At 73.8% G+C, this 21,112-nt stretch carries 18 protein-coding genes; 10 read left to right on the top strand and 8 right to left on the bottom strand.

Annotation, left to right across the window (positions count from 1 at the left end):
* The first annotated feature begins 214 nt into the window (after positions 1-214).
* Together AB0O36_RS31510 and AB0O36_RS31515 are read left to right on the top strand one after the other, a co-directional pair.
* Entirely contained in the window at positions 215-823 is a 609-nt protein-coding gene (locus tag AB0O36_RS31510; protein WP_365116066.1) for a DUF5709 domain-containing protein, read from the top strand.
* A 55-nt stretch (positions 824-878) separates the two neighbouring features.
* The gene (locus tag AB0O36_RS31515) at positions 879-1,142 is read left to right on the top strand and encodes a hypothetical protein (protein ID WP_365116068.1); all 264 of its coding nucleotides are present in this window, start codon (positions 879-881) and stop codon (positions 1,140-1,142) included.
* Positions 1,143-1,223: 81 nt separating this feature from the next.
* Here the strand turns inward: AB0O36_RS31515 and AB0O36_RS31520 are convergent, their stop codons facing one another.
* The 3 genes from AB0O36_RS31520 to AB0O36_RS31530 all read right to left on the bottom strand — a co-directional run bounded on the left by AB0O36_RS31520 (position 1,224) and on the right by AB0O36_RS31530 (position 3,408).
* Complete coding sequence (locus AB0O36_RS31520) at positions 1,224-2,027, bottom strand: methyltransferase (RefSeq protein WP_365116069.1); 804 nt, start codon at positions 2,025-2,027, stop codon at positions 1,224-1,226.
* Positions 2,028-2,189: 162 nt separating this feature from the next.
* Positions 2,190-2,852, bottom strand: coding sequence for an NAD(P)-binding domain-containing protein (locus AB0O36_RS31525; RefSeq protein ID WP_365116071.1), 663 nt, complete (start codon positions 2,850-2,852; stop codon positions 2,190-2,192).
* A gap of 124 nt (positions 2,853-2,976) precedes the next feature.
* Positions 2,977-3,408 (bottom strand): VOC family protein, encoded by a 432-nt coding sequence (locus tag AB0O36_RS31530; RefSeq protein WP_365116073.1) that lies wholly within the window; start codon positions 3,406-3,408, stop codon positions 2,977-2,979.
* Between the two features lie 185 nt (positions 3,409-3,593).
* Between AB0O36_RS31530 and AB0O36_RS31535 the strand changes: the two genes are divergently transcribed.
* The 3 genes from AB0O36_RS31535 to AB0O36_RS31545 all read left to right on the top strand — a co-directional run bounded on the left by AB0O36_RS31535 (position 3,594) and on the right by AB0O36_RS31545 (position 10,319).
* Entirely contained in the window at positions 3,594-4,955 is a 1,362-nt protein-coding gene (locus tag AB0O36_RS31535; RefSeq protein WP_365116074.1) for a serine hydrolase domain-containing protein, read from the top strand.
* A gap of 187 nt (positions 4,956-5,142) precedes the next feature.
* Positions 5,143-7,680 carry a SpoIIE family protein phosphatase gene (locus AB0O36_RS31540; protein WP_365116075.1) on the top strand — a complete coding sequence of 846 codons (2,538 nt, stop codon included), beginning with the start codon at positions 5,143-5,145 and terminating at the stop codon, positions 7,678-7,680.
* The gene (locus AB0O36_RS31545; protein WP_365116076.1) at positions 7,677-10,319 is read left to right on the top strand and encodes a SpoIIE family protein phosphatase; all 2,643 of its coding nucleotides are present in this window, start codon (positions 7,677-7,679) and stop codon (positions 10,317-10,319) included. Before AB0O36_RS31540 ends, AB0O36_RS31545 begins: the two co-directional genes overlap by 4 nt.
* A 34-nt stretch (positions 10,320-10,353) precedes the next feature.
* Here AB0O36_RS31545 and AB0O36_RS31550 read toward each other — a convergent pair whose 3' ends face one another.
* Positions 10,354-11,262, bottom strand: a complete 909-nt coding sequence (locus tag AB0O36_RS31550) for a virginiamycin B lyase (protein ID WP_365116077.1) — start codon at positions 11,260-11,262, stop codon at positions 10,354-10,356.
* Between the two features lie 47 nt (positions 11,263-11,309).
* Positions 11,310-13,007, bottom strand: coding sequence for an ABC-F family ATP-binding cassette domain-containing protein (locus tag AB0O36_RS31555; RefSeq protein ID WP_365116078.1), 1,698 nt, complete (start codon positions 13,005-13,007; stop codon positions 11,310-11,312).
* A 108-nt stretch (positions 13,008-13,115) separates the two neighbouring features.
* Here AB0O36_RS31555 and AB0O36_RS31560 point away from each other — a divergent pair, with 108 nt between their 5' ends.
* The gene (locus tag AB0O36_RS31560) at positions 13,116-13,871 is read left to right on the top strand and encodes a TetR/AcrR family transcriptional regulator (RefSeq protein WP_365116080.1); all 756 of its coding nucleotides are present in this window, start codon (positions 13,116-13,118) and stop codon (positions 13,869-13,871) included.
* Here AB0O36_RS31560 and AB0O36_RS31565 read toward each other — a convergent pair.
* On the bottom strand, positions 13,828-14,307 hold the full coding sequence (locus AB0O36_RS31565; RefSeq protein ID WP_365116081.1) for a MarR family transcriptional regulator: 480 nt from the start codon (positions 14,305-14,307) through the stop codon (positions 13,828-13,830). The two genes, AB0O36_RS31560 and AB0O36_RS31565, sit on opposite strands and share 44 nt — an antisense overlap.
* Before the next feature lie 105 nt (positions 14,308-14,412).
* On the opposite strand from AB0O36_RS31565, the gene AB0O36_RS31570 reads away from it, so the two are divergent.
* Positions 14,413-15,276 carry an SDR family oxidoreductase gene (locus tag AB0O36_RS31570; protein ID WP_365116082.1) on the top strand — a complete coding sequence of 288 codons (864 nt, stop codon included), beginning with the start codon at positions 14,413-14,415 and terminating at the stop codon, positions 15,274-15,276.
* Positions 15,277-15,308: 32 nt separating this feature from the next.
* Here the strand turns inward: AB0O36_RS31570 and AB0O36_RS31575 are convergent, their stop codons facing one another.
* Positions 15,309-16,142 (bottom strand): NAD(P)H-binding protein, encoded by an 834-nt coding sequence (locus AB0O36_RS31575; RefSeq protein WP_365116083.1) that lies wholly within the window; start codon positions 16,140-16,142, stop codon positions 15,309-15,311.
* Between the two features lie 282 nt (positions 16,143-16,424).
* Positions 16,425-16,796, bottom strand: a complete 372-nt coding sequence (locus tag AB0O36_RS31580; RefSeq protein WP_365116084.1) for a hypothetical protein — start codon at positions 16,794-16,796, stop codon at positions 16,425-16,427.
* Between the two features lie 368 nt (positions 16,797-17,164).
* Here AB0O36_RS31580 and AB0O36_RS31585 point away from each other — a divergent pair, with 368 nt between their 5' ends.
* From AB0O36_RS31585 to dnaK, 3 genes are all read left to right on the top strand, one after another.
* On the top strand, positions 17,165-18,682 hold the full coding sequence (locus AB0O36_RS31585) for a S8 family serine peptidase (RefSeq protein WP_365116085.1): 1,518 nt from the start codon (positions 17,165-17,167) through the stop codon (positions 18,680-18,682).
* 190 nt (positions 18,683-18,872) lie between these two features.
* Positions 18,873-19,826, top strand: a complete 954-nt coding sequence (locus tag AB0O36_RS31590; protein ID WP_365116086.1) for an NmrA/HSCARG family protein — start codon at positions 18,873-18,875, stop codon at positions 19,824-19,826.
* Positions 19,827-19,964: 138 nt separating this feature from the next.
* Positions 19,965-21,112: molecular chaperone DnaK (gene dnaK, locus AB0O36_RS31595; protein ID WP_365116087.1), on the top strand; the 1,148-nt coding region annotated here is incomplete at its 3' end.

Consider the following 21,112-nt stretch of genomic DNA (forward strand, 5'->3'; position numbering starts at 1 on the left):
TGTCCCGTCCGGATCCGTCCACAGGGGGTGCGGTACCGGGCGTAGCGGGTCACGCTGATCAGTAAGAGGTGGCGACGGCTCCAGGGCCCGGCACCACAGCCCGGCACCACTGCCCGGCACGACCCGGAAGACAGCAGCCACGCCGTTCCGATCCGCCCGGAGCAGGCGTGAACCCCCGCTCCCCGCGAGCGGGACCCCGAAAGGAGGCGGCCCGATGAACGAGGTCGAAGCGGCTCAGGGCGACGACGTCTACCAGCCGCAGGCGGAGGCCGAACGGGCCGAGTCGCAGCCGGACATGGAGAACGCCCTCGGTGAGCCGGGTCTCGACGAGACCATGGACACCGGCTATTCGCCACCCGACCGGCCGCTGGCGGTGGCCCGCTACGGCACCACGGCCGCGGAACAGCGGGCGGGCGAAACCCTCGAACAGCGGCTCGCCCAGGAGGAGCCCGAAGGCGACCCGCGGAACCCGACCGGGAGCGGGAACACACAGGCACCCGAGTCACCGGCGGACACCGACCTCGAAGCGGCGGACCTCTCGGACTCGGACCGCGAGTCGGGTGGCCGCCGGGACGGGGACGAGGTCTCCGACGAGGACGTCACGCGCGACCCCTTCGGCGACACCCCGACCGCGGGCCGGCTCCGGGCGGGCCGGCTGACGGCGGCCGACGAGTCGGACCCGTCCCGGCACATCTCCGTACTGGCCCACGACACCGGCATCGACGGGGGCGCGGCATCGGCGGAGGAAGCGGCCGTGCACGTGATCGAGGACTGGGCCGTCGAGGAGTGGCAGGTCGGTCCCTCAGGGCCGGCCGAGGACTGAGCGGACCCCCGGCAACGGGCGCAGCAGACGGACACACGAGCAACCGGAGGTTGCCATGGAGGACCAGGGCGGTGCCGGCGGCGTGCCGCTGCACCACGGCGGGAGCGACGAGGAGCGGCGCAGGCCGCACGCGACCGGACCCGGCACGGACAAGTCCCGGAAGGCGCAGGAGGCGGCGGACAGTGCGCGCGGGGCGGACGGAGCGGACAAGCTCACCCGGGCCGCGGACACGGACGAGGCGAGCCGCCTCGACCGCCCGGAGCGCGGGGACGACGGGCACGGCGGCGGGACCCGGTGGCGGGGCCCCCGGCACGGCTGACCGGACCGGACCGGATCGGACCGAACCGAACCGAATCGGAAGGAACCGAACCGGGAGCCCCCGCGTGCCGGGGGAGTTCCGTCAGGACCGGGGCGACCTGGCCCGTACGGCCGTCACGGCGAGCGGGAACGACAGGTACCCGGGCTCGTCCATGGCGGACAGTGCCGTGTCGACCTCCGTCCGGGTGAGGGCGCCGGTCTCCAGCAGGCGCGGACCGAGCGCCGCCAGCGTCAGGGACCACCAGGTGGCCATGGGCGAGCCCGGGTGCACCGGCGGGATCGTGACCTCGACGGAGATGTCCGTGTAGCCGAGTCGGTGCAGCACCTGGGGCACCCGCAGTCCCCAGTCCGCCTCCATGCCGTACGAGTCGCCGAGGAGCTCGCTCGACGCCTTGACCGACCGGCGGACCGGATCGCCCTCGGGCATGTGGGTCAACGGGAAGTGGGCGATCTCCTCCAGCAGAACCGTTCCACCAGGAGCCAGCCAGTCGCGGATGCGCTCCACGACGCGCTCCCGCCCGGGGAGGTGCATCAGCACGCACCGGGCATGGACCAGGTCGAAGGAACCCTCGGGGAAGGGGTCCTCGGCCACGTCGTGGCGGAGCGCACGGACCTGAGCCGGAAGATCCGTCGGCAGATGGCTGGTGTCGAGGTCGGTGGCGGTGATCAGGCCGTCGGGACAGAGCGCGGCGAGCCGGGCGGCGACGGTGCCCTTGCCGGCACCGATCTCCAGCACCCGCGCGTCCCGGGCCAGGCCGGACGCCTCCAGCCGGCGGAGCGTGCCGGGATCCAGGGCGGCGGCCAGTGCGTCCAGTCGCGCCGCCTCGTCAGGGTTGGCGCGGCCGAGTTCGTCGGCGTAGTGGCTGTCGGCGGTGGGCGTGGACACGTGGTAACTCCTGCTCCGGACGGGTGAGTAAGGGGCAATCCGACGTTACGCCCTGTTCTGCGGGAATCCGCGAGCCTGACGGTCAACTCCGGCCGTCTTCCGACCGGTTTCGGTCAAATCGGCGCGACTGCCCACCCCAACTCGCCCAGTCGGGCGCTGCACTCAGCCGCGGAAGGCCTCCTGCCGCTCGGGTGAGGCCGCGGCCAGGGCGCGGGTGAGCTCGCCGATGCCCGCGCGCAGACCGTAGGCCGGAGTGCCGGGCTGCTGCCGCCAGGAGTCGTCCAGGCCGCCCGAGTCGACGGTGTCGAAGCCGAGTTCGTCGATCAGCGCCCGCACCTTCTCCTTCGCCACCGCGTCGTCGCCCGCCACCGGCAGGGCCATGCGGTTCGGATCACCCGAGGGGAGCGGCCGGTCCAGCAGGTCCTGGGCGTAGGTGCCGTTGAACGCCTTGATCACCGGATGGCCGACCTGCCGCTCCGTCCAGCGGCTCTCGGTGAGCCCCTCGTCCTCGATGCCCGGGATCCGTCCGTCCCGCTGTCGGGGGTAGTAGTTGCAGGTGTCGATCACGGCGAAACCGTCCGCCGCCCCCTCGAACAACCCGTCCGGCAGGTCGGGAACGGCCCGCAGCGGCACGGTCACCACGATCACCACCGCGCCCCGCGCCGCCTCGGCGGCGGGCACGGCGGTGGCGCCGGTCTCCTCGGTGAGTGCCTTCAGTGTCTCGGGGCCGCGGGAGTTGGCCACGACCACCTCGTGACCCAGCGCGCACAACCGCCTGGTCAGGTTGCCGCCGATGTTGCCCGCGCCGATGATGCCGATCCTCATGAGCCCGTTCCCTCCTTCTTCCTGCCCGTCCCCGCTGTCCGTCTGCGCGCCGTGCCGCCTGCTGCCTTCGCTTCAGCCTTCCCTTCGGCAAGCCTTCGCTTCCGCCTGCGTCGCAGCCGTCGCGTCAGCGTTCCGACAGCTCCGAGGGGGCCTCCTGAACGACCCAGCCGTTGCCGTCGGGGTCCTCGAACGTGAGGAACGAGTTCCAGGTGCCGCCCTTCCCGTCCTCCCATCCCTTCTCCCCGACGTGCCGGACGGGGGAAACGTCCACCCCGCGCCCGGCCAGCTCCTCACGGGCCGCCTCGATGTCGGTCACGCACAGCTGGAGACCGTGCAGCGTGCCCGGATCCATGTCCCGCGTGCCCGGCATGGGAGGCATTCCCTGGAGCAGGGCGATGGAGCAGCGCGAGCCCGGAGGGGTCAGCTGGATGATGCGGACACCGGGGGCGACCTCGTCGTCGAGGTCGACGGTGAAACCGACCCGGTCGGCGTAGAAGGTCTTCGCCCGGTCCGGATCGGACACGGGGACCGGAATGACTTCGAGCGTCCAGTTCATGCCGTCCACCGTCGCCCACCCGGCGCATCACGCGCACCCGGAACACGGAATTTCACACCACCGCGCATCTGGCCGGAAGCGGCTCAACCGTCGCGGGCACGGTCAACCCGGCAGAACCTTCCCGGGTCCTCGTCCGCGAACCGGGCCGGCACGTTGCCGCCCGGCAGCCGGAAAGGGGATCGACCATGGCAGGCCGTACGACGCCCACCCGCACCGCATCCACCCGCACCGCATCCACCCGCACCGCATCCACCCGCACCGCATCCACCCGCACAGCGCCCCTCCGCACCGCGCCCGGTCGCACCCGCGCGGTCCTCGCGCTCACCACGGCAGCCGCGCTCGCGGTCACCGGACTCACCACCCTCACCGGCGCCGCGTACGCCACGACCGGGTCGTCGACCGCGTCGACGACCGCGTCCACGGCCACAGCGACGACCACGGACAGCGGCAGCCCGGGCGGCGTCGGCCACCGCGCCACCCGGCGGGCCCTGGAGGAAGAGGTCCGGTCGTCCGGGCTGCCCGGCGGGCTCGTGGTGGCCCGGCAGGACGGGCACACCTGGGCCGGCGCCGCGGGCCTGGGCGACCTGCGGACCGGAGAGAAGCGCAGCGCCGAGGACCGCTTCCGGGCGGGTTCCATCACCAAGACCTTCGTCGCCACGGTGCTGCTCCAGCTGGAGGCCGAAGGCCGGCTCGACCTCGACGACCCGGTGGAGCACTGGCTCCCCGGCCTCGTACGCGGCCACGGGCACGACGGCCGGACCGTCACGGTGCGGCAGCTCCTCAACCACACCAGTGGCATCTTCAACTACACGGAGGACGAGGAGTTCGGCCGGCAGATCCTCGGCCGGGGGTTCCTCCGCCACCGCTACGACACGTGGAAGCCCGAGCAGCTCGTCGCGGCGGCCATGCGGAACGAGCCGTACTTCGCCCCCGGCGCCGGCCTGCACTACTCCAACACCAACTACATCCTCGCCGGCCTCGTCATCGAGAAGGCCACCGGCCGCCCCTACGCGAAGGAGGCCGAGCGGCGGATCCTGCGCCCGCTCGGCCTCGACGCCACCGAGTTCCCGGGAACGCGCACGGGCATGCCCGAGCCGTCCGCCCGGGCCTACTCCAAGCTGTCCGAGCCGGGCACGCCCCCCGACCCGGCCGGCCGGACGTACGACGTCACGCGCCTCAACCCCTCCTGGGGCGGCTCGGCCGGCGAGATCGTCACCGATGCCCGCGACCTGACCGACTTCTACCGGGCCCTGTTGTCGGGCCGGCTGCTGCCGCCCCGCCAGCTCGCGGCCATGACCGACACCATCGCCGTCCCCGAGCTGCCCGGGGCCGGGTACGGCCTGGGCCTCATGCGGGTGAGACTGTCCTGCGGGACGGAGGTGTGGGGCCACGACGGGGGCATCCACGGGTCCGGCTCCGTCGCGGTGAGCACCCGCGACGGCCGTCACCAGCTGGCCCTGAACTTCAACGGGGACTGGGCCGGGGACGCGATGAAGGTGACCGAAGCGGAATTCTGCGGCGACGGCCGACAGGACCCGCGCCCCTAGCCTCCACGCCCGCCCCGGAGCCGGCCCCCCAGCCGGCCCCAGCCAACATCCAGTCGTCCTCCAGCCATCCCCCGGCCCGCCCGACGGCCGCCCCGCCCCGGCAGCCGTCGGCCCCCCACCCAGCCCCCGTGAGGATGCGCCCCGCGCGGGGAAGGGCGCATCCTGACTGTGTGACCGGGAGAGCGACGTGACCGGGAGGCCGGATGACGGCGGACGGGTTCCGGACGAATTGGCCCTGGTGCTCGCCCAGGCCACGGTGGGCGCGATCGAAGCCGTCGGCGGCTACGCCGGTGGTGTCTACCTGCGCTCGAGCACCCCGGGGCTGCTGCGGCTGGCCGCCATCGGCGGGCTCCCCGTCCCCCTGTTCCGCCCCTGGTGGCGGATGAACGCCAACCGCCCCTACCCGGCCGCCGAGGCGCACCGCACCGGTCACGCCGTCCTCCTCGCCAACGCCGACGAGGCCATGCGCCGCTACCCCCAGCTCATGGCCGGCCTGCCCTTCCCCTTCGGCTCGCTCTACGTGCCCGTCGTCGCCGGACCCGAGCGGTTCGGCGTCCTGATGGTGCTGCGCGCCGCCACGCCGGGCGCCGTCGTCAGCGGCACCGACGGCCGCCGCATCCGCCAGGCGGCGCGCGACCTGGCCGGCCGGCTGGCCGGGCTCGCCGCGGTCGGCACGCCCGTCGTGTGGGAGGACGAGCCGGCCGGGGTCAGCCTGCCCGCCCACGCGACCACGCCGCTGCGCACCGGCCACCTCCACTGGGACCTCGACACCGGCCTGATCACCCCCGACGAGGACCTGTGCGCCATCGCCGGCCTGGATCCGGCGGACTTCCCGGCCGGCCTGGACGAGTTCACCCGCAGCTGGCTGCCCGAGGACCGCAACGGCCTGTGGGTGGTCGCCCGGGAACTGGCCGACCCCCACGGCCCGCCGGCCCGGCGCCTGGCCATGCACGCACGCGACGGCCGGCGGCTCATCCTGAACCTCGAAGCCCTGCCCGGCCGGCCGGGCAGGACCGGCGGGACCGCCGACGTCCCCGCCGGTCCCGGCCGCGCGGGGCAGGGCCACGAGGACGCGGCCGGCGGCAGCAGGCCGCTGTCCGGCCTGGTCCTCGACCTCGGCCGCGGCCCGCTCACCGACCAGGCCGCCGACCGGCTGCCCCAGGCCCTGCTGTCCCTGGACCGGCTCGGCCGGATCACGTACGCCAACGACGGGGTCCCCGCGCTCCTCGGCCCCACCCGCGCCGAACTGTCCGGCCGGGTGCTGTGGGAGGCCATGCCCTGGCTCGGGCACCCCGCGTACGAGGACTACTTCCGCGCCGTCATGATGGGCACCGACTCCGTGCAGTTCATGGCACGCCGCTCGCCCAAGGAGTGGTTCTCGGTCTTCCTGCACTCCGGTCCCGGCGGCATCACCGTCGCCGTCACCGCCGAGGAGCACCCGGCGTACGCCCCGGGCTCACGGGTGCGCCCCGGTCCCGGCCCGGGCTCCCCGGCCGACCGGGCCGGGGCCCTCTACCGCCCCGTCGCCCTCGCCATCGCCCTCACCGAGGCGGTCACCCCGCGCCAGGTCTCGGCCGTGGTGACGGACGAGCTGCTGCCCGCGTTCGGCGGCCGCCAGCTCGCCATCTACCTGCTGAACGAACGGCACCTCTACCTCGCCTGGGAGACCGGCTTTCCCCAGGGCTTCCTCGACCCCTTCGACGGGGTCTCCCTCGAAGTACGGCTGCCCGGCGTGGAGACCCTCACCTCCGGCCGCCCCATCTTCTTCGAGTCCATGGAGCACCTCGCCGCCGCCTATCCCGGCATCCCGCTCGACGCCGACGTCGGCGCCCGCGCCTTCCTGCCGCTGATCGCCTCCGGACGGCCCGTCGGCTCCTGCATCCTCGGCTTCGACCGGCCCCGCGGCTTCAGCCCGGAGGAGCGGACCGTCCTCACCGCCCTCGCCGGGCTGATCGCCCAGGCCCTCGAACGAGCCCAGCGCTACGAATCGGAGGCAGCGGTCGCCCGCGGCCTCCAGGACGCGCTGCTCCCGCGCCACCTGCCCGTCGTCGACGAGGTGGAAACCCTCGGCCGCTACCTGCCGGGCACCGCCGGCATGGACATCGGGGGCGACTGGTACGACGTCATCGAGACCGGCTCCGGGGGACTGGCCGTGGTCATCGGGGACGTCCAGGGACACGGTATTCCGGCCGCCTCCACCATGGGCCAGCTGCGCAGCGCCGTACGGGCGTTCGCGCTGAGCGGCAACGAGCCGGAGGACGTGGTCGGCGGTACCAACCGCCTGCTGATCGACCTCGACCCCGGCCAGTTCGCCAGCTGCTGCTACATCGACCTCGACCCGGCGAGCGGGGCCGCCCGCGCCGTACGGGCCGGACACCCGCAGCCGCTGCTGAGGCACCCCGACGGGCTGACCGAGGTCCTGGACCTGCCGGGCGGGGTCGTCCTCGGAGTCGACGGCGAGGCGACCTATCCCGTCACCGACCTCCACCTCGAACGGGGCGCCGTCCTCGCCCTCTACACCGACGGACTCGTGGAACAGCCGGGCACCGACATCGACGTCGGAGTGGAACGGCTGCGGGTCCTGCTCGCCGAGTCCGGCGCGGGCAGCCTGGCCGAGACCGCCGACCGCCTCATCAGGGAGGCCGGAGAGGCCGCCGACCGCCCCGACGACGTCGCCCTGCTGCTGGCCGCCCGCCACAGCCCGGAGTGGAGGCAGGCGTCGTGAACGCCATCCCCGGCTTCGGTGAACTCCACGGCCCCCTCGACGTGTCCCGGGCGGCCATGGCGGTCCTCGACGGGCAGGGCCGGGTGGTCGGCTGGAGCCCGGCCGCGGCCGAGCTCCTGGGCCACCCGGCCGACGCGGTGCTCGGCCGACCCTTCACCGACCTGGCCGTGGAACCCGGCCACCCGGCCGTGGAACCCGGCCACCCCGTCGTCGATCCCGGCCACCCGGCCGCCGTAGCAGGCCACCCGCCCACCGCTCCGGACCACCCCGCCACAGCCCCGGACCACGCCTCCACCGCTCCGGACCACCCCTCCGCAGCCGCGGACCACCCCTCCCCGGCGCCGGACCACTCCACCGCCTCCCGGGGCCGGCCCGCCACCACCCCGAACCACCCCACCGCCTCCCTCGACGACACCGCAGTACGGGAACTGCGCCCCGGCCTGCGCTGCGCACTGCGCCTGCGCCGCCACGACGGAGGCACCCTGCGCACCGCCGTCGCCGTGCTCAGCCTCTCCCCGGCCCGCGGGCACGAATTCGCCGGACCGCCCGCCGAGGACCTGTGGGGCGGCGCCCCGGCCCGGCCGGAACGCCTCCTCGCCATGGCCGACGCCGCCGAGGCCGAGCAGTGGGACGCCCTCCAGTCGATGCTGCGCGGCCTGGCCACCCAGTCCCCGGTCGGCCTGGCCATCTACGACACCCACATGCGCGTGGTGTGGACGAACCACGCCCTCGTCGACGAGATGGGCCCTTCCGAGTACGTCGGTGTCGGCCCGGACGACATGGTCACGCACGGCACCGTCCTCACCCACGGGACACCCGGCACCCTCGAAGAGGTCATGGACGGGGTCCTCGGCACCGGCGAGCCCGTCATCGAACTCCACTACCGCGGCCGCCCGCCCTCCGACCCCGACCGCGACCACGTCTGGTCCTGCTCCTACTACCGGCTCCAGGACGCCTCCGGCACCCCGCTCGGCGTCTGCGAGGAGAGCGTCGACATCACCGACCGCTACCTCGCGCAGCAGCGCCTCGACCTGCTGGTCCGGGCCGGCAGCGGCGTCGGCACCACCCTCGACATGGCCCGGACAGCCCGGGAGTTCGCCGCCGTCACCACCCCGCACTTCGCCGACTCGGTCACCGTGGACCTGCTGGACACCGTCCTCGACGGCGAGCGCCCCGTCCCCGGGACCTCCCACGACGACCGCCTCGTACGGGTCTGGCCCCCCGGCCGGCACCCCGTGCTGCACCCGCCCTCGTCCGCGGAGGCCCGCGCACTGGCCACCGTACGGCCCGTCCACGACGGCCCCCGACTGGCCGTGCCCCTGCGCGCCGAGGGCACCGGCCTGGGCGTCGTCTCCTTCGCCTGGGCGGACCGCGGCATCCCGTTCGACCCCGGGGAACTGGCGGTGGCCGACGAACTCGCGGCCCGGCTGGCGGTGTGCATCGACAACGCCCGCCGCTACGCCCGCGAACACGCCGCCGCGCTCATGCTGCAGCGCAGCCTCCTGCCGCGGCTGCTGCCGCAGCTGTCCGCCGTGGAGCTCGCCTACCGCTACCTGCCGGCCGACAACAGCGCGGGAGTGGGCGGCGACTGGTTCGACGTCATCGCCCTGTCCGGGAGCCGGGTCGGGCTGGTCGTCGGCGACGTGGTCGGGCACGGGCTGGGCGCCGCGGCCACCATGGGCCGGCTGCGCACCAGCGTCCGGGTGCTGGCCCGGATGGACCTCGCCCCCGACGAGCTCCTGACGCGGCTCGACGACCTGGTCACCCAGGGCACCAACGAACGGGCCGCGGTCCGCATCGAGGGCGAGGAGCACCCCGAGGACGAAGCCCTCGGCGTGACCTGCCTGTACGCCGTCTACGACCCGGTCTCCGGCAGCTGCACGATGGCCCGCGCCGGGCACCCGCTGCCCGCCGTCGTCGACCCGGACGACGGGACGGTGACCTTCCCCGAACTGCCGCCCGGCCCGCCGCTGGGCCTGGGCGGGCTGCCCTTCGAGTCCGCCGAGCTCACCCTCCGGCCGGGCAGTCTGATCGCCCTCTTCACCGACGGGCTGGTCCGGGCCCGCGACCGCGACCTGGACGAGCAGCTGGACGCCCTGCGCACCGTACTGACCGGCTCCGTACGCTCCCTGGACGACCTGTGCGACGAGGCCGTCGAGTCGGTCCTGCCGGCCGGACCGACGGACGACGACGCGGCCCTGCTGCTGGTCCGCACCCGGGTCCTGGGCCGGCACCAGGTGGCCGAGTGGGAGCTCACCGAGGACCTCCAGGCCGTGGGCCGGGCCCGGGCCGCGGCCGCCGCCCAGGTCCGCGCCTGGGGACTGGACGACCTGGTCTTCACCACCGAACTGGTGGTGAGCGAACTGGTCACCAACGCCATCCGCCATGCCGCGCCCGGCCCGGTGAAGCTGCGCCTGATCCGCGACCAGACGCTGATCTGCGAGGTGTCCGACAGCGGACACACCACCCCGCACATGCGGACCGCGGCGGGCGACGACGAGGGCGGCCGCGGCCTGTTCCTGGTGGCCCAGACCACCCAGCAGTGGGGCACCCGCTACACCGCCGCCGGCAAGACCATCTGGGCGGAACAGGCCCTCCACCCGGCGAAGCACCCGACGTCCCGGGCGCACCCGGAATGACACGCGCCCGGGGCCCCGGGGCGCCCGGCGCCGGTCACACCCCGCTCACGTCCCACCGGGTGACGGCGCCGCTCTCCTGCGCGACGTACAGGGTGCCGTCGGGCCCGAAGAGCAGACCGTGCGGCTCGCATCCGGGGTCCGGCAGGGGCACTTCGGAGATCCGGCCGTCGACCGTGACCCGGCCGATCCGCCCGGTGGCCCATGCGGTGAACCAGCACGCCCCGTCCGGTGCCACCGCCACCGCGTGCGGTCGGCACCGGGCGTCCGCCAGCGGGTACTCGGTGACCTCGCCCCCGGCGTCCATCCGGCCGATCCGGCCGGTGCCGATCCCGGCGAACCACAAGGCCCCGTCCGGTGCCGCAGCGAGCCCGACCGGGGCCGTACCGGCCGCGGACAGCGGGTGGGTCCGGACCTCGCCCGACACGGTGATCCGCGCCAGCGCGTCAGTCTGGTTGAGCGTGCACCACAGGGCGCCGTCGGAGCCCGCGACGACGAAGGACGGGAAGGCGCCCGCGCAGGGCAGCGCGTACTCGGTGACCTCGCCGTCCACCGTGATCCGGCCGATCCGGTCGGTGTGCATCCCGGTGAACCAGAGCGCGCCGTCGGGCCCTGCGGTGATCCCGAACGGCCCGGAACCCGCGCCGGGCAGCTCGTACGAACGCGCCTGGCCGTCGGTGGAGATGCGGCCGATCCGGTGGTCCCGGTTCCGGGTGAACCACAGGGCGCCGTCGGGGCCGGGGGCGATCAGGGACGGCCCGCAGTCGGGCGAGTCGAGTGCGAACTCGTCGAGGTGCCCGTCCGGGGTGAGCCGGGCGATGCGTCCCCCCTGCACGAGGGTGCACCAGAGGTTGCCGTCGGGCCCGGCGGCCAGGGCGTAGGGGCCCGACCCGGGGGTGCGGACGGTGTACGTGTGGAGCAGGCGGGCGGAGGCGGTGTTCGTCAAGCGGAGTCCTTCGTGATGGGGTCGAGGGCGGGACGGGAACCCGGGGGTCAGGCCGCCATGGCGACCCGTTCTGTGGCGACCTGCTCCGGGGCGGGCAGGCCGAGCCGGTCGCCCTGCCAGCGGGCGCACAGGCGGCGGTCGTGGCTGACCACGACCACGGCGCCGGCGAACGAGGCCAGGGCCGCTTCCAGTTCCTCGGCCAGTGCGGGGGAGAGGTGGTTGGTGGGCTCGTCCAGCAGCAGTACGTCGGCCGGCTCGGTCACCAGCCGGGCCAGGGCGAGCCGGCGGCGCTGGCCGGCCGACAGCGTGCCGACCGCGGCGGTGAGCCGTTCGGGGGCGAACAGGCCGAGCGACAGCAGCCGTTCGGCGTGCTCCTCGGGAGTGCCGGGGCGGCCCTCGCCGAAGGCGCCGAGGAGCGTCCGTCCGGGCGGACCCGCCTCGGTCCGCTGGGCCAGCAGACCGGTCCGGCCCCGCCGTACGACCTGCCCCCGGTCGGGGGTGACGGTGCCGGCGAGGACGCCGAGCAGGGTGCTCTTGCCCGCGCCGTTCGGGCCGGTGACCAGGAGCCGGCCGCCGGCCGGGAGGGCGAGGTCCAGCGGCGCGAGCCGCCCGTCCACCGACACGCCGTCCGCCGCGAGCACCACGCGGTGCGCGGCGACGCCGTGCGCGGCAGCGGCGCCGTCGGCGGTGCAGGCGTCTGCGGTGCAGGCGTCGGCGGTGCACGGGAAGGCGGTGAACCGCAGGGGCTCGGCCGGGGCGGGCACCGGGTCGGCCAGCAGTCGTTCCAGCCGTTCCCCGGCATTGCGCACCCGGCTCGCCAGGGACTGCTGGACCCGGCCCGCGGCCCGGTCGTAGGCCATCTTGTTGCCGTCCTTGATCGCCCGGCCGGGCGCCACCCGGCGGGCGGTGACGGCGGCGGACGCGCGCAACCGGTCCGCCTCCGCGCACCAGGCGGCGTGTGCCCGGGCACGGCGCTCCCGGTCGGCGGCCCGCTCGGCGAGGTAGCCGGCGTACCCGTTGCCGTAGCGCACCGTCCGGTGCAGGTCCCCGTCGACCTCCAGCAGCGAGGTGGCGACGCGTTCGAGGAACTCCCGGTCGTGGGAGACGGCGACGGTGATGCCGCGGCGGGCCCGCAGGTGCTCCTCCAGCCAGGCCAGGGCCGCGCCGTCGAGGTGGTTCGTGGGCTCGTCGAGCAGCAGTACCTCGGGGGCGGAGGCCAGCAGCGCGGCCAGCCGGAGCCGCACCTGCTCGCCGCCGGAGAGGCTGCCGACGGTGCGGTCGCGGGGCAGGAGGGGCAGTCCGAGGCCGTGCAGGGCGCGCTCGACCCGGGCGTCGGCCCCGTAGCCGCCGCGGAGTTCGAAGGCGGTGATCAGGTCGGCGTAGGAGCCGAGGACCTCGTCGGTGGTGTCGCCGCCGGCCATCTGCTGCTCCAGCCGCCGCATCCGGCTTTCCAGGGAGCGGATTCCGGCGAGGGGGCGGTCGATGACCTGCTGCACGGTCAGGTGGGCGGGGAGGTCCTCCTCCTGGGCGAGGTGGCCGGTGCCGCCTTCGGCGCGGACGGTGACCGTGCCCCGGTCGGGGCGTTCGGCTCCGGCGAGCAGCCGGAGCAGGGTGGACTTCCCGGATCCGTTCTCACCGACGATGCCGAGGCGCGTGCCGTCGGTGACGGAGCAGTCGACGGAGTCAAGGACGAGGCGGCCGTCGTAGGACTTGGTGAGGTCAAGCGCGGTGATCCGTGCGGTCATGGAGCGGCTCCTGGGCTGCGGGTGCGGGTGCGGGCGAGGGGCTGGAGAGGACCGCGTGAACCATCGGAGGACTCCTTAAAGCGACGACTGTTGCGTTAAGATCGTTCCATGGATGCCAGCGCACGTGCAAGCGAAGATTCCGGCCAGGCGGACCGGTCGGAACGGGCCACCCCGCGGCGCCGGACGGGCGGGCGCAGCGCCCGGGTCCGTGCGCAGGTCCTGGAGGCGGTGGGGGAGCTGCTGGTGGCCGGCGGGTACGACGCGCTGACCGTCGACGCGGTCGCCGAACGCGCCGGTGTGCACCGGACCACGGTCTACCGGCGGTGGCGGGATGCGGGGGGCCTGCTGGCCGACGTGCTCGACGCCGCGGCCGGTGACGAGTGGAGCCCGCCCGACACGGGATCGCTGGAGGATGACCTGGCCGCCCTCAACCAGGAGGTGTACGAGGCGCTGGCGGGCGGCGGGCCCAATCTGACCACGGCCCTGATCGTCGCGGGGTTCCGCTCGGCCGAGGCGGCCGGCGCCCTGTCCCGCTTCTGGGAGGACCGCTACGCGCGCTGTGCGGCGGTGGTCTCCCGCGCCGCCGCGCGGGGTGAACTGCCGGTCCCGGTGGACGCCCGGGCGCTCCTGGTCGCGGCGACCGCGCCGCTGTACCACGAGCTGCTGCTCCTGCGCGCCGCGCCGGACCCGGCCCTGCCCCGCCGGGTGGCGGCCGCTGCCGCGGCTGCGGGGCGCGCGGGCGTGTTCGCTGCGCCCGGCGGTCCGGCGTCCGCTGTCACGGCGTCCGGTGTCACGGCGTCCGGAGTCGCGGCGCGCGGTGTCACGGCGTCCGGTGGTCCGACAGGCGCTCCTTCTCGGCCTTGAGCTTGCGCCACACGGTGCCGAGGGCCGCGATGTCCCCGGCGTCGAGCAGGTCGGTGAACACCGGCGCCAGGACCTCGCGGCGGGTGGCGTCGGCCTGCTCGAAGGCCAGACGGCCCGCCCCGGTCAGGGAGACCTCGACCGAGCGGGCGTCGCGCGCGGAGGGGGTGCGGGTGACCAGGCCGCGCGCCTGGAGGGCGTCCACGACCCGGGAGACCTGGCTGCGGCTGAGCATGGTGCTGTTCCCCAGGACCGAGGCGGGCACCGGATCGGGGCTGGAAGCCAGCCACAGCATCACCTCGAACCAGGACACGGGGAGGCCGTGCTCCTTGGTGAGGGCGCGGTCGACCCGCTCGGTGAGGACCGTGCCGGCCCAGACCAGCCCGTAGAAGGCGTAATCGGCGTCAGGCATCTCGGCCTGGGTGAGCTTCTTCGGCATGACACGAGTGTAGGGGTTGCGTGTGCACACACATAAATTTATAGTGTGTGTGCACGCACATAAATGCGGAGCACCACCCGGAACCCGAACCCGAAGGGCACCACCATGTCTGCCACCCCCACCACCGGCACCGGCACCAAGACCGTCCTGATCACCGGCACCTCCTCCGGCATCGGCCTCGCCGCCGCCGTCGCCGCGGCCGAGGCGGGCTGGCGCACGGTCGCCACCCTGCGCGACCCCGCCCGCGCCGACGCGCTCCGCAAGGCCGCGGCAGAGGCGGGCGTCGAGCTCGACATCCGGCAGCTGGACGTGACCGACGAGGCGTCCGTCGCCGCCGCCGTGGACGGCGTGATCGCCGACTACGGCCGCCTGGACGCCCTGGTCAACAACGCGGGCGCCGGGCACGTAGGCACCCTGGAGAACGAGTCCGTCTCCGAGGTCCGCACGGTCATGGAGGTCAACTTCTTCGGCGTCCTGAACGTCTCCAAGGCCGCGATGCCCCACCTGCGGGCCACCGGCGGCCGTCTGATCACCGTCACCAGCGTCGGGGGCGTCATCGGCCAGCCGTTCAACGAGGCCTACTGCGCCGCCAAGTTCGCCGTCGAGGGCTACATGGAGAGCCTCGCCCCGGTCGCCCGTACGCTCGGCGTGAGCGTCTCCGTCATCGAACCCGGCGCCGTCGCCACCGAGTTCGTCAACAACATCGGCATCGACCTGGAGGGGGAGATCGCCGCCGCCGGCCCCTACGCCGACGCGATGCGCACCTACATCGACCGCACCGTGGGCCAGTTCCTGAACGGCGCCCAGACCCCCGCCGGCGCCGCCGAGTCCGTCCTGGAGGCCCTCACCGCCGAGCGCCCCGCGTTCCGCATCCAGACCTCCGACTGGGCCCGCGAGTTCACCGGCACCAAGCTGGCCGACCGGGACGGCTCGGCGGTCCAGGCCATGACGGCGACCTGGGTGGCCTGACCCCGAACCGCCGAGGGGACGCTCCGGGTGGCTCAGCGGAACGCGGCCGCGTTCTCCCGGGCCCACTCCCGGAACGCCCGGGCCGGGACCCCGGTGACCCGGAGGACCGTGTCGCGCACCTGCCGGATCTCCTCGTTCGGGTCGCCGCCGATCACGTCGAGGACCGCGTCGGCGGCCTCCTCGCCGAATGCGGCGGCCATGGGCGCGCGGGCCTGCGCGCGGCCGATCTCGGCGAAGGCCACCTCCCGGCCGAGAGCGGCCCCGATGGCCGCCGCCTGCTGCCGGGGGGACACGGGCTCCGGTCCGGTCACCGCGTAGGTGCGCCCCCGGTGGCCGGGCCGGGTGAGGGCCACCCGGGCCACGGCCGCGATGTCCGCCGGATGGACGGTCGGCAGGGCGGTGTCCGCGTACGGCGCCTCGACGGTCTCCCGTGCGCGGACGGCGTCAGCCCACATCAGGGTGTTGGAGGCGAACTGCGTCGGCCGCAGGACCGTCCATCCCATCCCGCTGTCCCGCAGCAGCCGTTCGACCTCCAGGTTCCGGCGGGCCGGTCCGAGGTGCGGATGGGTCTGGACGGTGATCGACGACACCAGCACCACGTGCTCCACCCCCGCCCGCCGGGCGGCCCCGAGGAACTCCGCGTCGGGGCCGAGTCCCGGGAGGAGGAACACCGCGCGCACCCCTTCCAGCACGGCGGGCAGCGAGTCCGGGTCCGAGAGGTCGCCCTCCACGGCCTCGACCCCTTCGGGGAAGACGGTCCGCGAGGCGTCACGGGTGACCGCCCTCAGCGGCCCGGCACCGCCGGCGCTCAGCTCCTCCAGCAAGGCACTGCCGATGTTTCCGGTGGCTCCGGTCACGAGGATCACGGGTCTGTCCTTCTCGTCGTCGGGTGAGTGGGTCGTCGGGTGATCGACTGCGGCCACCCTGCAACCCCAACCGGGCTTCAGGTCAAGATCACCGTCGCCGTCCCACGACGTCGTGGCCGCCCTCGCCGAGGCCGGCCTCCGCACCGAATGGGACGGCGACCCCGGCCGGGCCGTCACCGTCACCCCGCTCGACTGGCGCCGCCGCCTGGTCGGTCAGGAGCCGACTCCGTGGCGGCGGCGCGAGCGCGCGGCGGTGCCGCGGGGCCGGGGTGCCGGCGCGCGTCAGCCCCGGGGGGCCGGCTGGGCGTCGGCGAACTGGACGTACTCGATGACGGCACCGCCAGGGTGGCGCACCGTCAGATTGCGTCCGGTGGGCACCTCGTTGGGGCCGCTGAGCACCTCACCGCCGAGCTTCCCGGCCAGTTCCAGCACCTCCTCGATCGAGCTGACGATCGTGGTGGCCTGGACGTTCCGGAAGGGGGCGAGGTCCGCCTCCGCGCCGGCGACCAGCAGATAGCCGCCGACGCTCGCCAACTCCAGCCCCCGGTAGGGGAACCGGAGGGTGGGCTCCTGCCCGGTCAGCGCGGTGAAGGTCGGCAGTGCGGTGTCCAGGTCGTCGACGTAGACGCGGGCGAAGGTCGCGAGTACCGGCAAGACATCCTCCGGGGCAAGGGGCGGGACGGGCCGTTCGACAAACTGTTGATCATGCTAGCCCCGCGGGCCGGGAATCGCGGCCGGGAGATCCGCCCCCGACGCCGTTCCATAAGTCCTCATGGCGATCAAGTGGAGTCGGTTGCAAGGGAGTTCGGCGTAAGACAGGCTCTTCTCCGGGGGGAACGCACGTACCACCGCACCGCGGGCCGGCGGTATCGCGCTGCCCGCTCGCGGATCCCCCCGTCCGGTCCGGTACGCCCCGGGCGCAACCGGACCGTCGACCCGTGTCGCAGGGGCACGGGCGAAGTGGGGGGAGTAGGAACGTGTTGTTCCCCAGATTCGGCTCACGGCGTGGCGCTGCCGCGACCGTGGCCCTTCTCGCGGCGGCGGCCACCGTCGCCGGCGGGCTCGCATCACCCGCCGTGGCGGCCGAAGCGGAAGGCGTCGTCCAGTACGCCGGGGCGCCCAACGCGGTACCCGGAAGCTACGTCGTCATGCTCAAGGACACCGGCGCGAGCGCCGCCGCGCAGCGCGGCCCGTCCCTCGCCGCCCGGTACGGCGGCAAGCTGGACAAGACCTACGACTCCGTCTTCCAGGGGTTCTCGGCGGAGCTGTCGGAACGCCAGGCGCGGCGGCTGGCCGCGGACCCGGCGGTGGCGGCCGTCGTCCAGAACCGGCAGGTCAAGCTGGACGCCTCCCAGCCGAACCCGCCCTCCTGGGGCCTCGACCGCATCGACCGCCGGCGGCTCCCGCTGGAGAAGCGGTACGACTACCCGGACTCGGCGGGGCAGGGCGTCACGGTGTACGTCGTCGACACCGGCGTGCGCATCAGCCACAGCGATTTCGGCGGCCGGGCCCGCTACGGCTTCGACGCCATTGACGGCGGCACCTCCGAGGACGGCCACGGCCACGGCACCCACGTGGCGGGCACCGTGGCCGGCGCGACGTACGGCGTCGCGAAGAAGGCGAAGATCGTCTCCGTGCGGGTCCTCAACAGCCAGGGCTCTGGCACCACCGCGCAGGTGGTCGCCGGACTCGACTGGGTGACGAAGAACGCCGTCAAGCCCGCCGTGGTCAACATGAGCCTGGGCGGGGACCCGGACGTGGCCCTGGACACGGCCGTGAGCAACTCGATCAAGGCCGGTCTCACCTACACCATCGCGGCCGGCAACGAGGGCAAGGACGCGTCCACGCACTCCCCGGCGCGGGTGCCCACCGCGATCACCGTCGGGGCCACCAACGACATCGACAGCCGCGCCTCCTTCTCCAACACCGGCAAGCTCGTCGACCTCTTCGCCCCCGGCGAGGACATCCTCTCCGCCGGCAACGGGTGGGACCAGGACGCGCGGATCCTGTCGGGCACCTCGATGGCCGCCCCGCACGTGGCCGGCGCCGCCGCGCTGTACCTCTCCACGCACAAGACCTCCACCCCGGCGCAGGTGGCGACGGCCCTGACGACCAACGCCACCACCCGCTCGCTCCAGGACATCGGCTCCGGCTCGCCGAACCGCATCCTCTTCACCGGCACCCCGCGCCCGCCGGGCCCGCGCTTCTGGAACGGCACCAACCAGACCATCGACGACAACACCATCTGGTCGGCCATCAAGGTCACCGGAGTGCCCGGCAACGCGCCCTCCGACCTCGACGTCGAGCTCAACATCAAGCACGACTGGCCGGCCGACCTGAAGGTGGAGATCAGGGCGCCTGACGGCAGCTGGTACCGGCTCCGCCAGGAAGGCACGTACGACGGCCGCAGCGGTGCCATCATCGGGATCTTCCGGGTCAACGCCTCCTCCGAGGTCGCCAACGGCACCTGGAACCTGAGGATCCAGGACAAGGCCGAATACTTCGGGGGCTATCTCGACAGCTGGGCGATCGGCTTCTAGTCCGGCCCCCCGCCCGTTCCGCCCTGCCCCGCCCGGACCGGCTCCGGGCGGGGCGCTCCCTGCTCCCTGCTCCCCGCTCCCCGCCGCTCCGGCGCGCCCCGCCCCGCTGCCCGCCTCCCCGCCGCGCGTGTGCATACAGTGACTCCGCGTGCGCGTCAGGTGAGCCAGAGGGTGAGAAGGGGCGACGGCGATGACGGCGAAGAAGATCATCACGGTGTTCGGTGCGACCGGCCGGCAGGGCGGCGGCATGGCGCGGGCCGTCCTGGCGGACCCCGACTCCGGATTCACGGTCCGCGCCGTCACCCGGCACCCCGACTCCGCCCCGGCCCGGGAACTCGCCCGGCTCGGGGCCGAGGTGGTCCGGGCCGACCTGGACGACGAGGCGAGCCTCGGCCCGGCCTTCGAACACGCCTACGGCGCCTTCCTGGTCACCAACTTCTGGGAGCACATGTCCGCCGAGCGGGAGAAGACCCAGGCCGACACGCTCTCCAAGGCGGCCGCGCACGCCGGCATCCAGCACGCGATCTGGTCCACGCTGGAGGACACCCGCGAGTGCATCCCGCTCGACGACGACCGGATGCCCACCCTGCAGGGCTCGTACAAGGTGCCGCACTTCGACGCCAAGGCGGAGGCCGACCGGTACTTCACCGAGGAAGGCGTCCCGACGACCTTCCTGCGGACCACCTTCTACTGGGAGAACCTCCTCGGCGCCTTCGCCCCGCAGCGCGCCGACGACGGCGTCGTCGAGCTGGTGTTCCCGATGGGGGACAAGAGGCTCGCCGGCATGGCGGCCGACGACATCGGCCGCACCGCGCTGGAGATCTTCAAGCGGGACACCGACCTGATCGCCGCCACCGTCAGCATCGCCGGTGAGTTCCTCTCCCTCCCGGAGATGGCCGCGGCGCTCACCGAGTCGCTCGGGGAGACCGTCCGGTACCGTCCGCTGACCCCCGACGCCTTCCGCGAGCTGGGCTTCCCGGGCGCCGACGAGGCGGGCAACATGTTCCAGTACTACGCCGACTGCGAGGACCGCTTCACCCACGCCCGCGACCTCGACGCCGTCCGCGCCCTGAACCCCGCCCTGCAGGACTTCCGCACCTGGCTCGCCGCCCACACCGACGAACTCCGCCTCGCCTGGAAGTGACCGCCTCCGGCCGGACGTGACGGCCCCGCCCCGAAGAGACCGCCGCACCGCCGCATACCCGGCCCCGCCCCGGGAACGCGCCGGACGGGCTCCGGTGCCAGGCTGGAGGTGGCACCCGGCAGGCTGGAGGTGGCAGCGATGGTGCGATCCGTCGGCATCGACCTGGGGACGACGAACTCCGTCGTGGCCGTGCTGGAGGGCGGCGAACCGACCGTCATCCCGAACGCCGAAGGGGCCCGGACCACCCCGTCCGTGGTCGCCTTCGCCAAGGGCGGCGACGTCCTCGTCGGCGAGCTGGCCAAGCGCCAGGCGGTCACCAACGTGGACCGCACCGCCCGCTCGGTGAAGCGCCACATGGGCGACCCGCACTGGCGGTTCCCGCAGGACGGCGACATCGACGGCAAGCGCTACACGGCGCAGGAGATCTCCGCCCGGGTGCTGCAGAAGCTCAAACGGGACGCCGAGGCATATCTGGGCGAGGACGTCACGGACGCGGTCGTCACCGTGCCCGCTTACTTCAACGACTCCCAGCGCACCGCCACCAAGGAAGCCGGGGAGATCGCCGGGCTCAAGGTGCTGCGCATCGTCAACGAGCCCACCGCCGCCGCCCTCGCCTACGGTCTGGACAAGGGGAACGACCAGACCATCCTGGTCTTCGACCTCGGCGGCGGCACCTTCGACGTGTCCCTGCTGGACATCGGCGAGGGAGTGGTGGAGGTCAAGGCCACCAACGGGGACACCGACCTCGGCGGCGACGACTGGGACCAGCGCGTCGTCGACCACCTGGTGAAGCAGTTCAGGAACGGGTACGGCATCGACCTGTCCAAGGACAAGATGGCGGTGCAGCGGCTGCGGGAGGCCGCGGAGAAAGCCAAGATCGAACTCTCCTCCGCCACCGAGACCACGATCAACCTGCCGTACATCACGGCCTCCGCCGAAGGACCGCTCCACCTGGAGGAACGGCTCACCCGGTCCCAGTTCGAGCAGCTCACCGAAGACCTCCTGGAACGCTGCAGGACCCCGTTCCACCAGGCGATCAAGGACGCCGGGACCAAGGTCTCCGACGTGGACCACGTGATCCTGGTCGGCGGTTCCACCCGCATGCCCGCCGTCACCGAGCTGGTCAGGTCCCTCACCGGCAAGGATCCGCACAAGGGCGTGAACCCGGACGAGGTCGTGGCCATCGGTGCGACCCTGCAGGCCGGTGTCCTCAAGGGTGAGGTCAAGGACGTCCTGCTGCTGGACGTCACCCCGCTGTCCCTCGGTATCGAGACCAAGGGCGGCAT

This window comes from Streptomyces sp. NPDC089799, assembly GCF_040684755.1.
Classification (GTDB): domain Bacteria; phylum Actinomycetota; class Actinomycetes; order Streptomycetales; family Streptomycetaceae; genus Streptomyces.

Coding starts and splice junctions, on each gene's coding strand:
- AB0O36_RS31525 (WP_365116071.1), bottom strand. CDS start 2,852: ATGAGGATCGGCATCATCGGCGCGGGCAACATCGGCGGCAACCTGACC.
- AB0O36_RS31510 (WP_365116066.1), top strand. CDS start 215: ATGAACGAGGTCGAAGCGGCTCAGGGCGACGACGTCTACCAGCCGCAG.
- AB0O36_RS31535 (WP_365116074.1), top strand. CDS start 3,594: ATGGCAGGCCGTACGACGCCCACCCGCACCGCATCCACCCGCACCGCA.
- AB0O36_RS31555 (WP_365116078.1), bottom strand. CDS start 13,007: ATGACCGCACGGATCACCGCGCTTGACCTCACCAAGTCCTACGACGGC.
- AB0O36_RS31515 (WP_365116068.1), top strand. CDS start 879: ATGGAGGACCAGGGCGGTGCCGGCGGCGTGCCGCTGCACCACGGCGGG.
- AB0O36_RS31590 (WP_365116086.1), top strand. CDS start 18,873: ATGACGGCGAAGAAGATCATCACGGTGTTCGGTGCGACCGGCCGGCAG.
- AB0O36_RS31570 (WP_365116082.1), top strand. CDS start 14,413: ATGTCTGCCACCCCCACCACCGGCACCGGCACCAAGACCGTCCTGATC.
- AB0O36_RS31565 (WP_365116081.1), bottom strand. CDS start 14,307: ATGCCGAAGAAGCTCACCCAGGCCGAGATGCCTGACGCCGATTACGCC.
- AB0O36_RS31560 (WP_365116080.1), top strand. CDS start 13,116: ATGGATGCCAGCGCACGTGCAAGCGAAGATTCCGGCCAGGCGGACCGG.
- AB0O36_RS31530 (WP_365116073.1), bottom strand. CDS start 3,408: ATGAACTGGACGCTCGAAGTCATTCCGGTCCCCGTGTCCGATCCGGAC.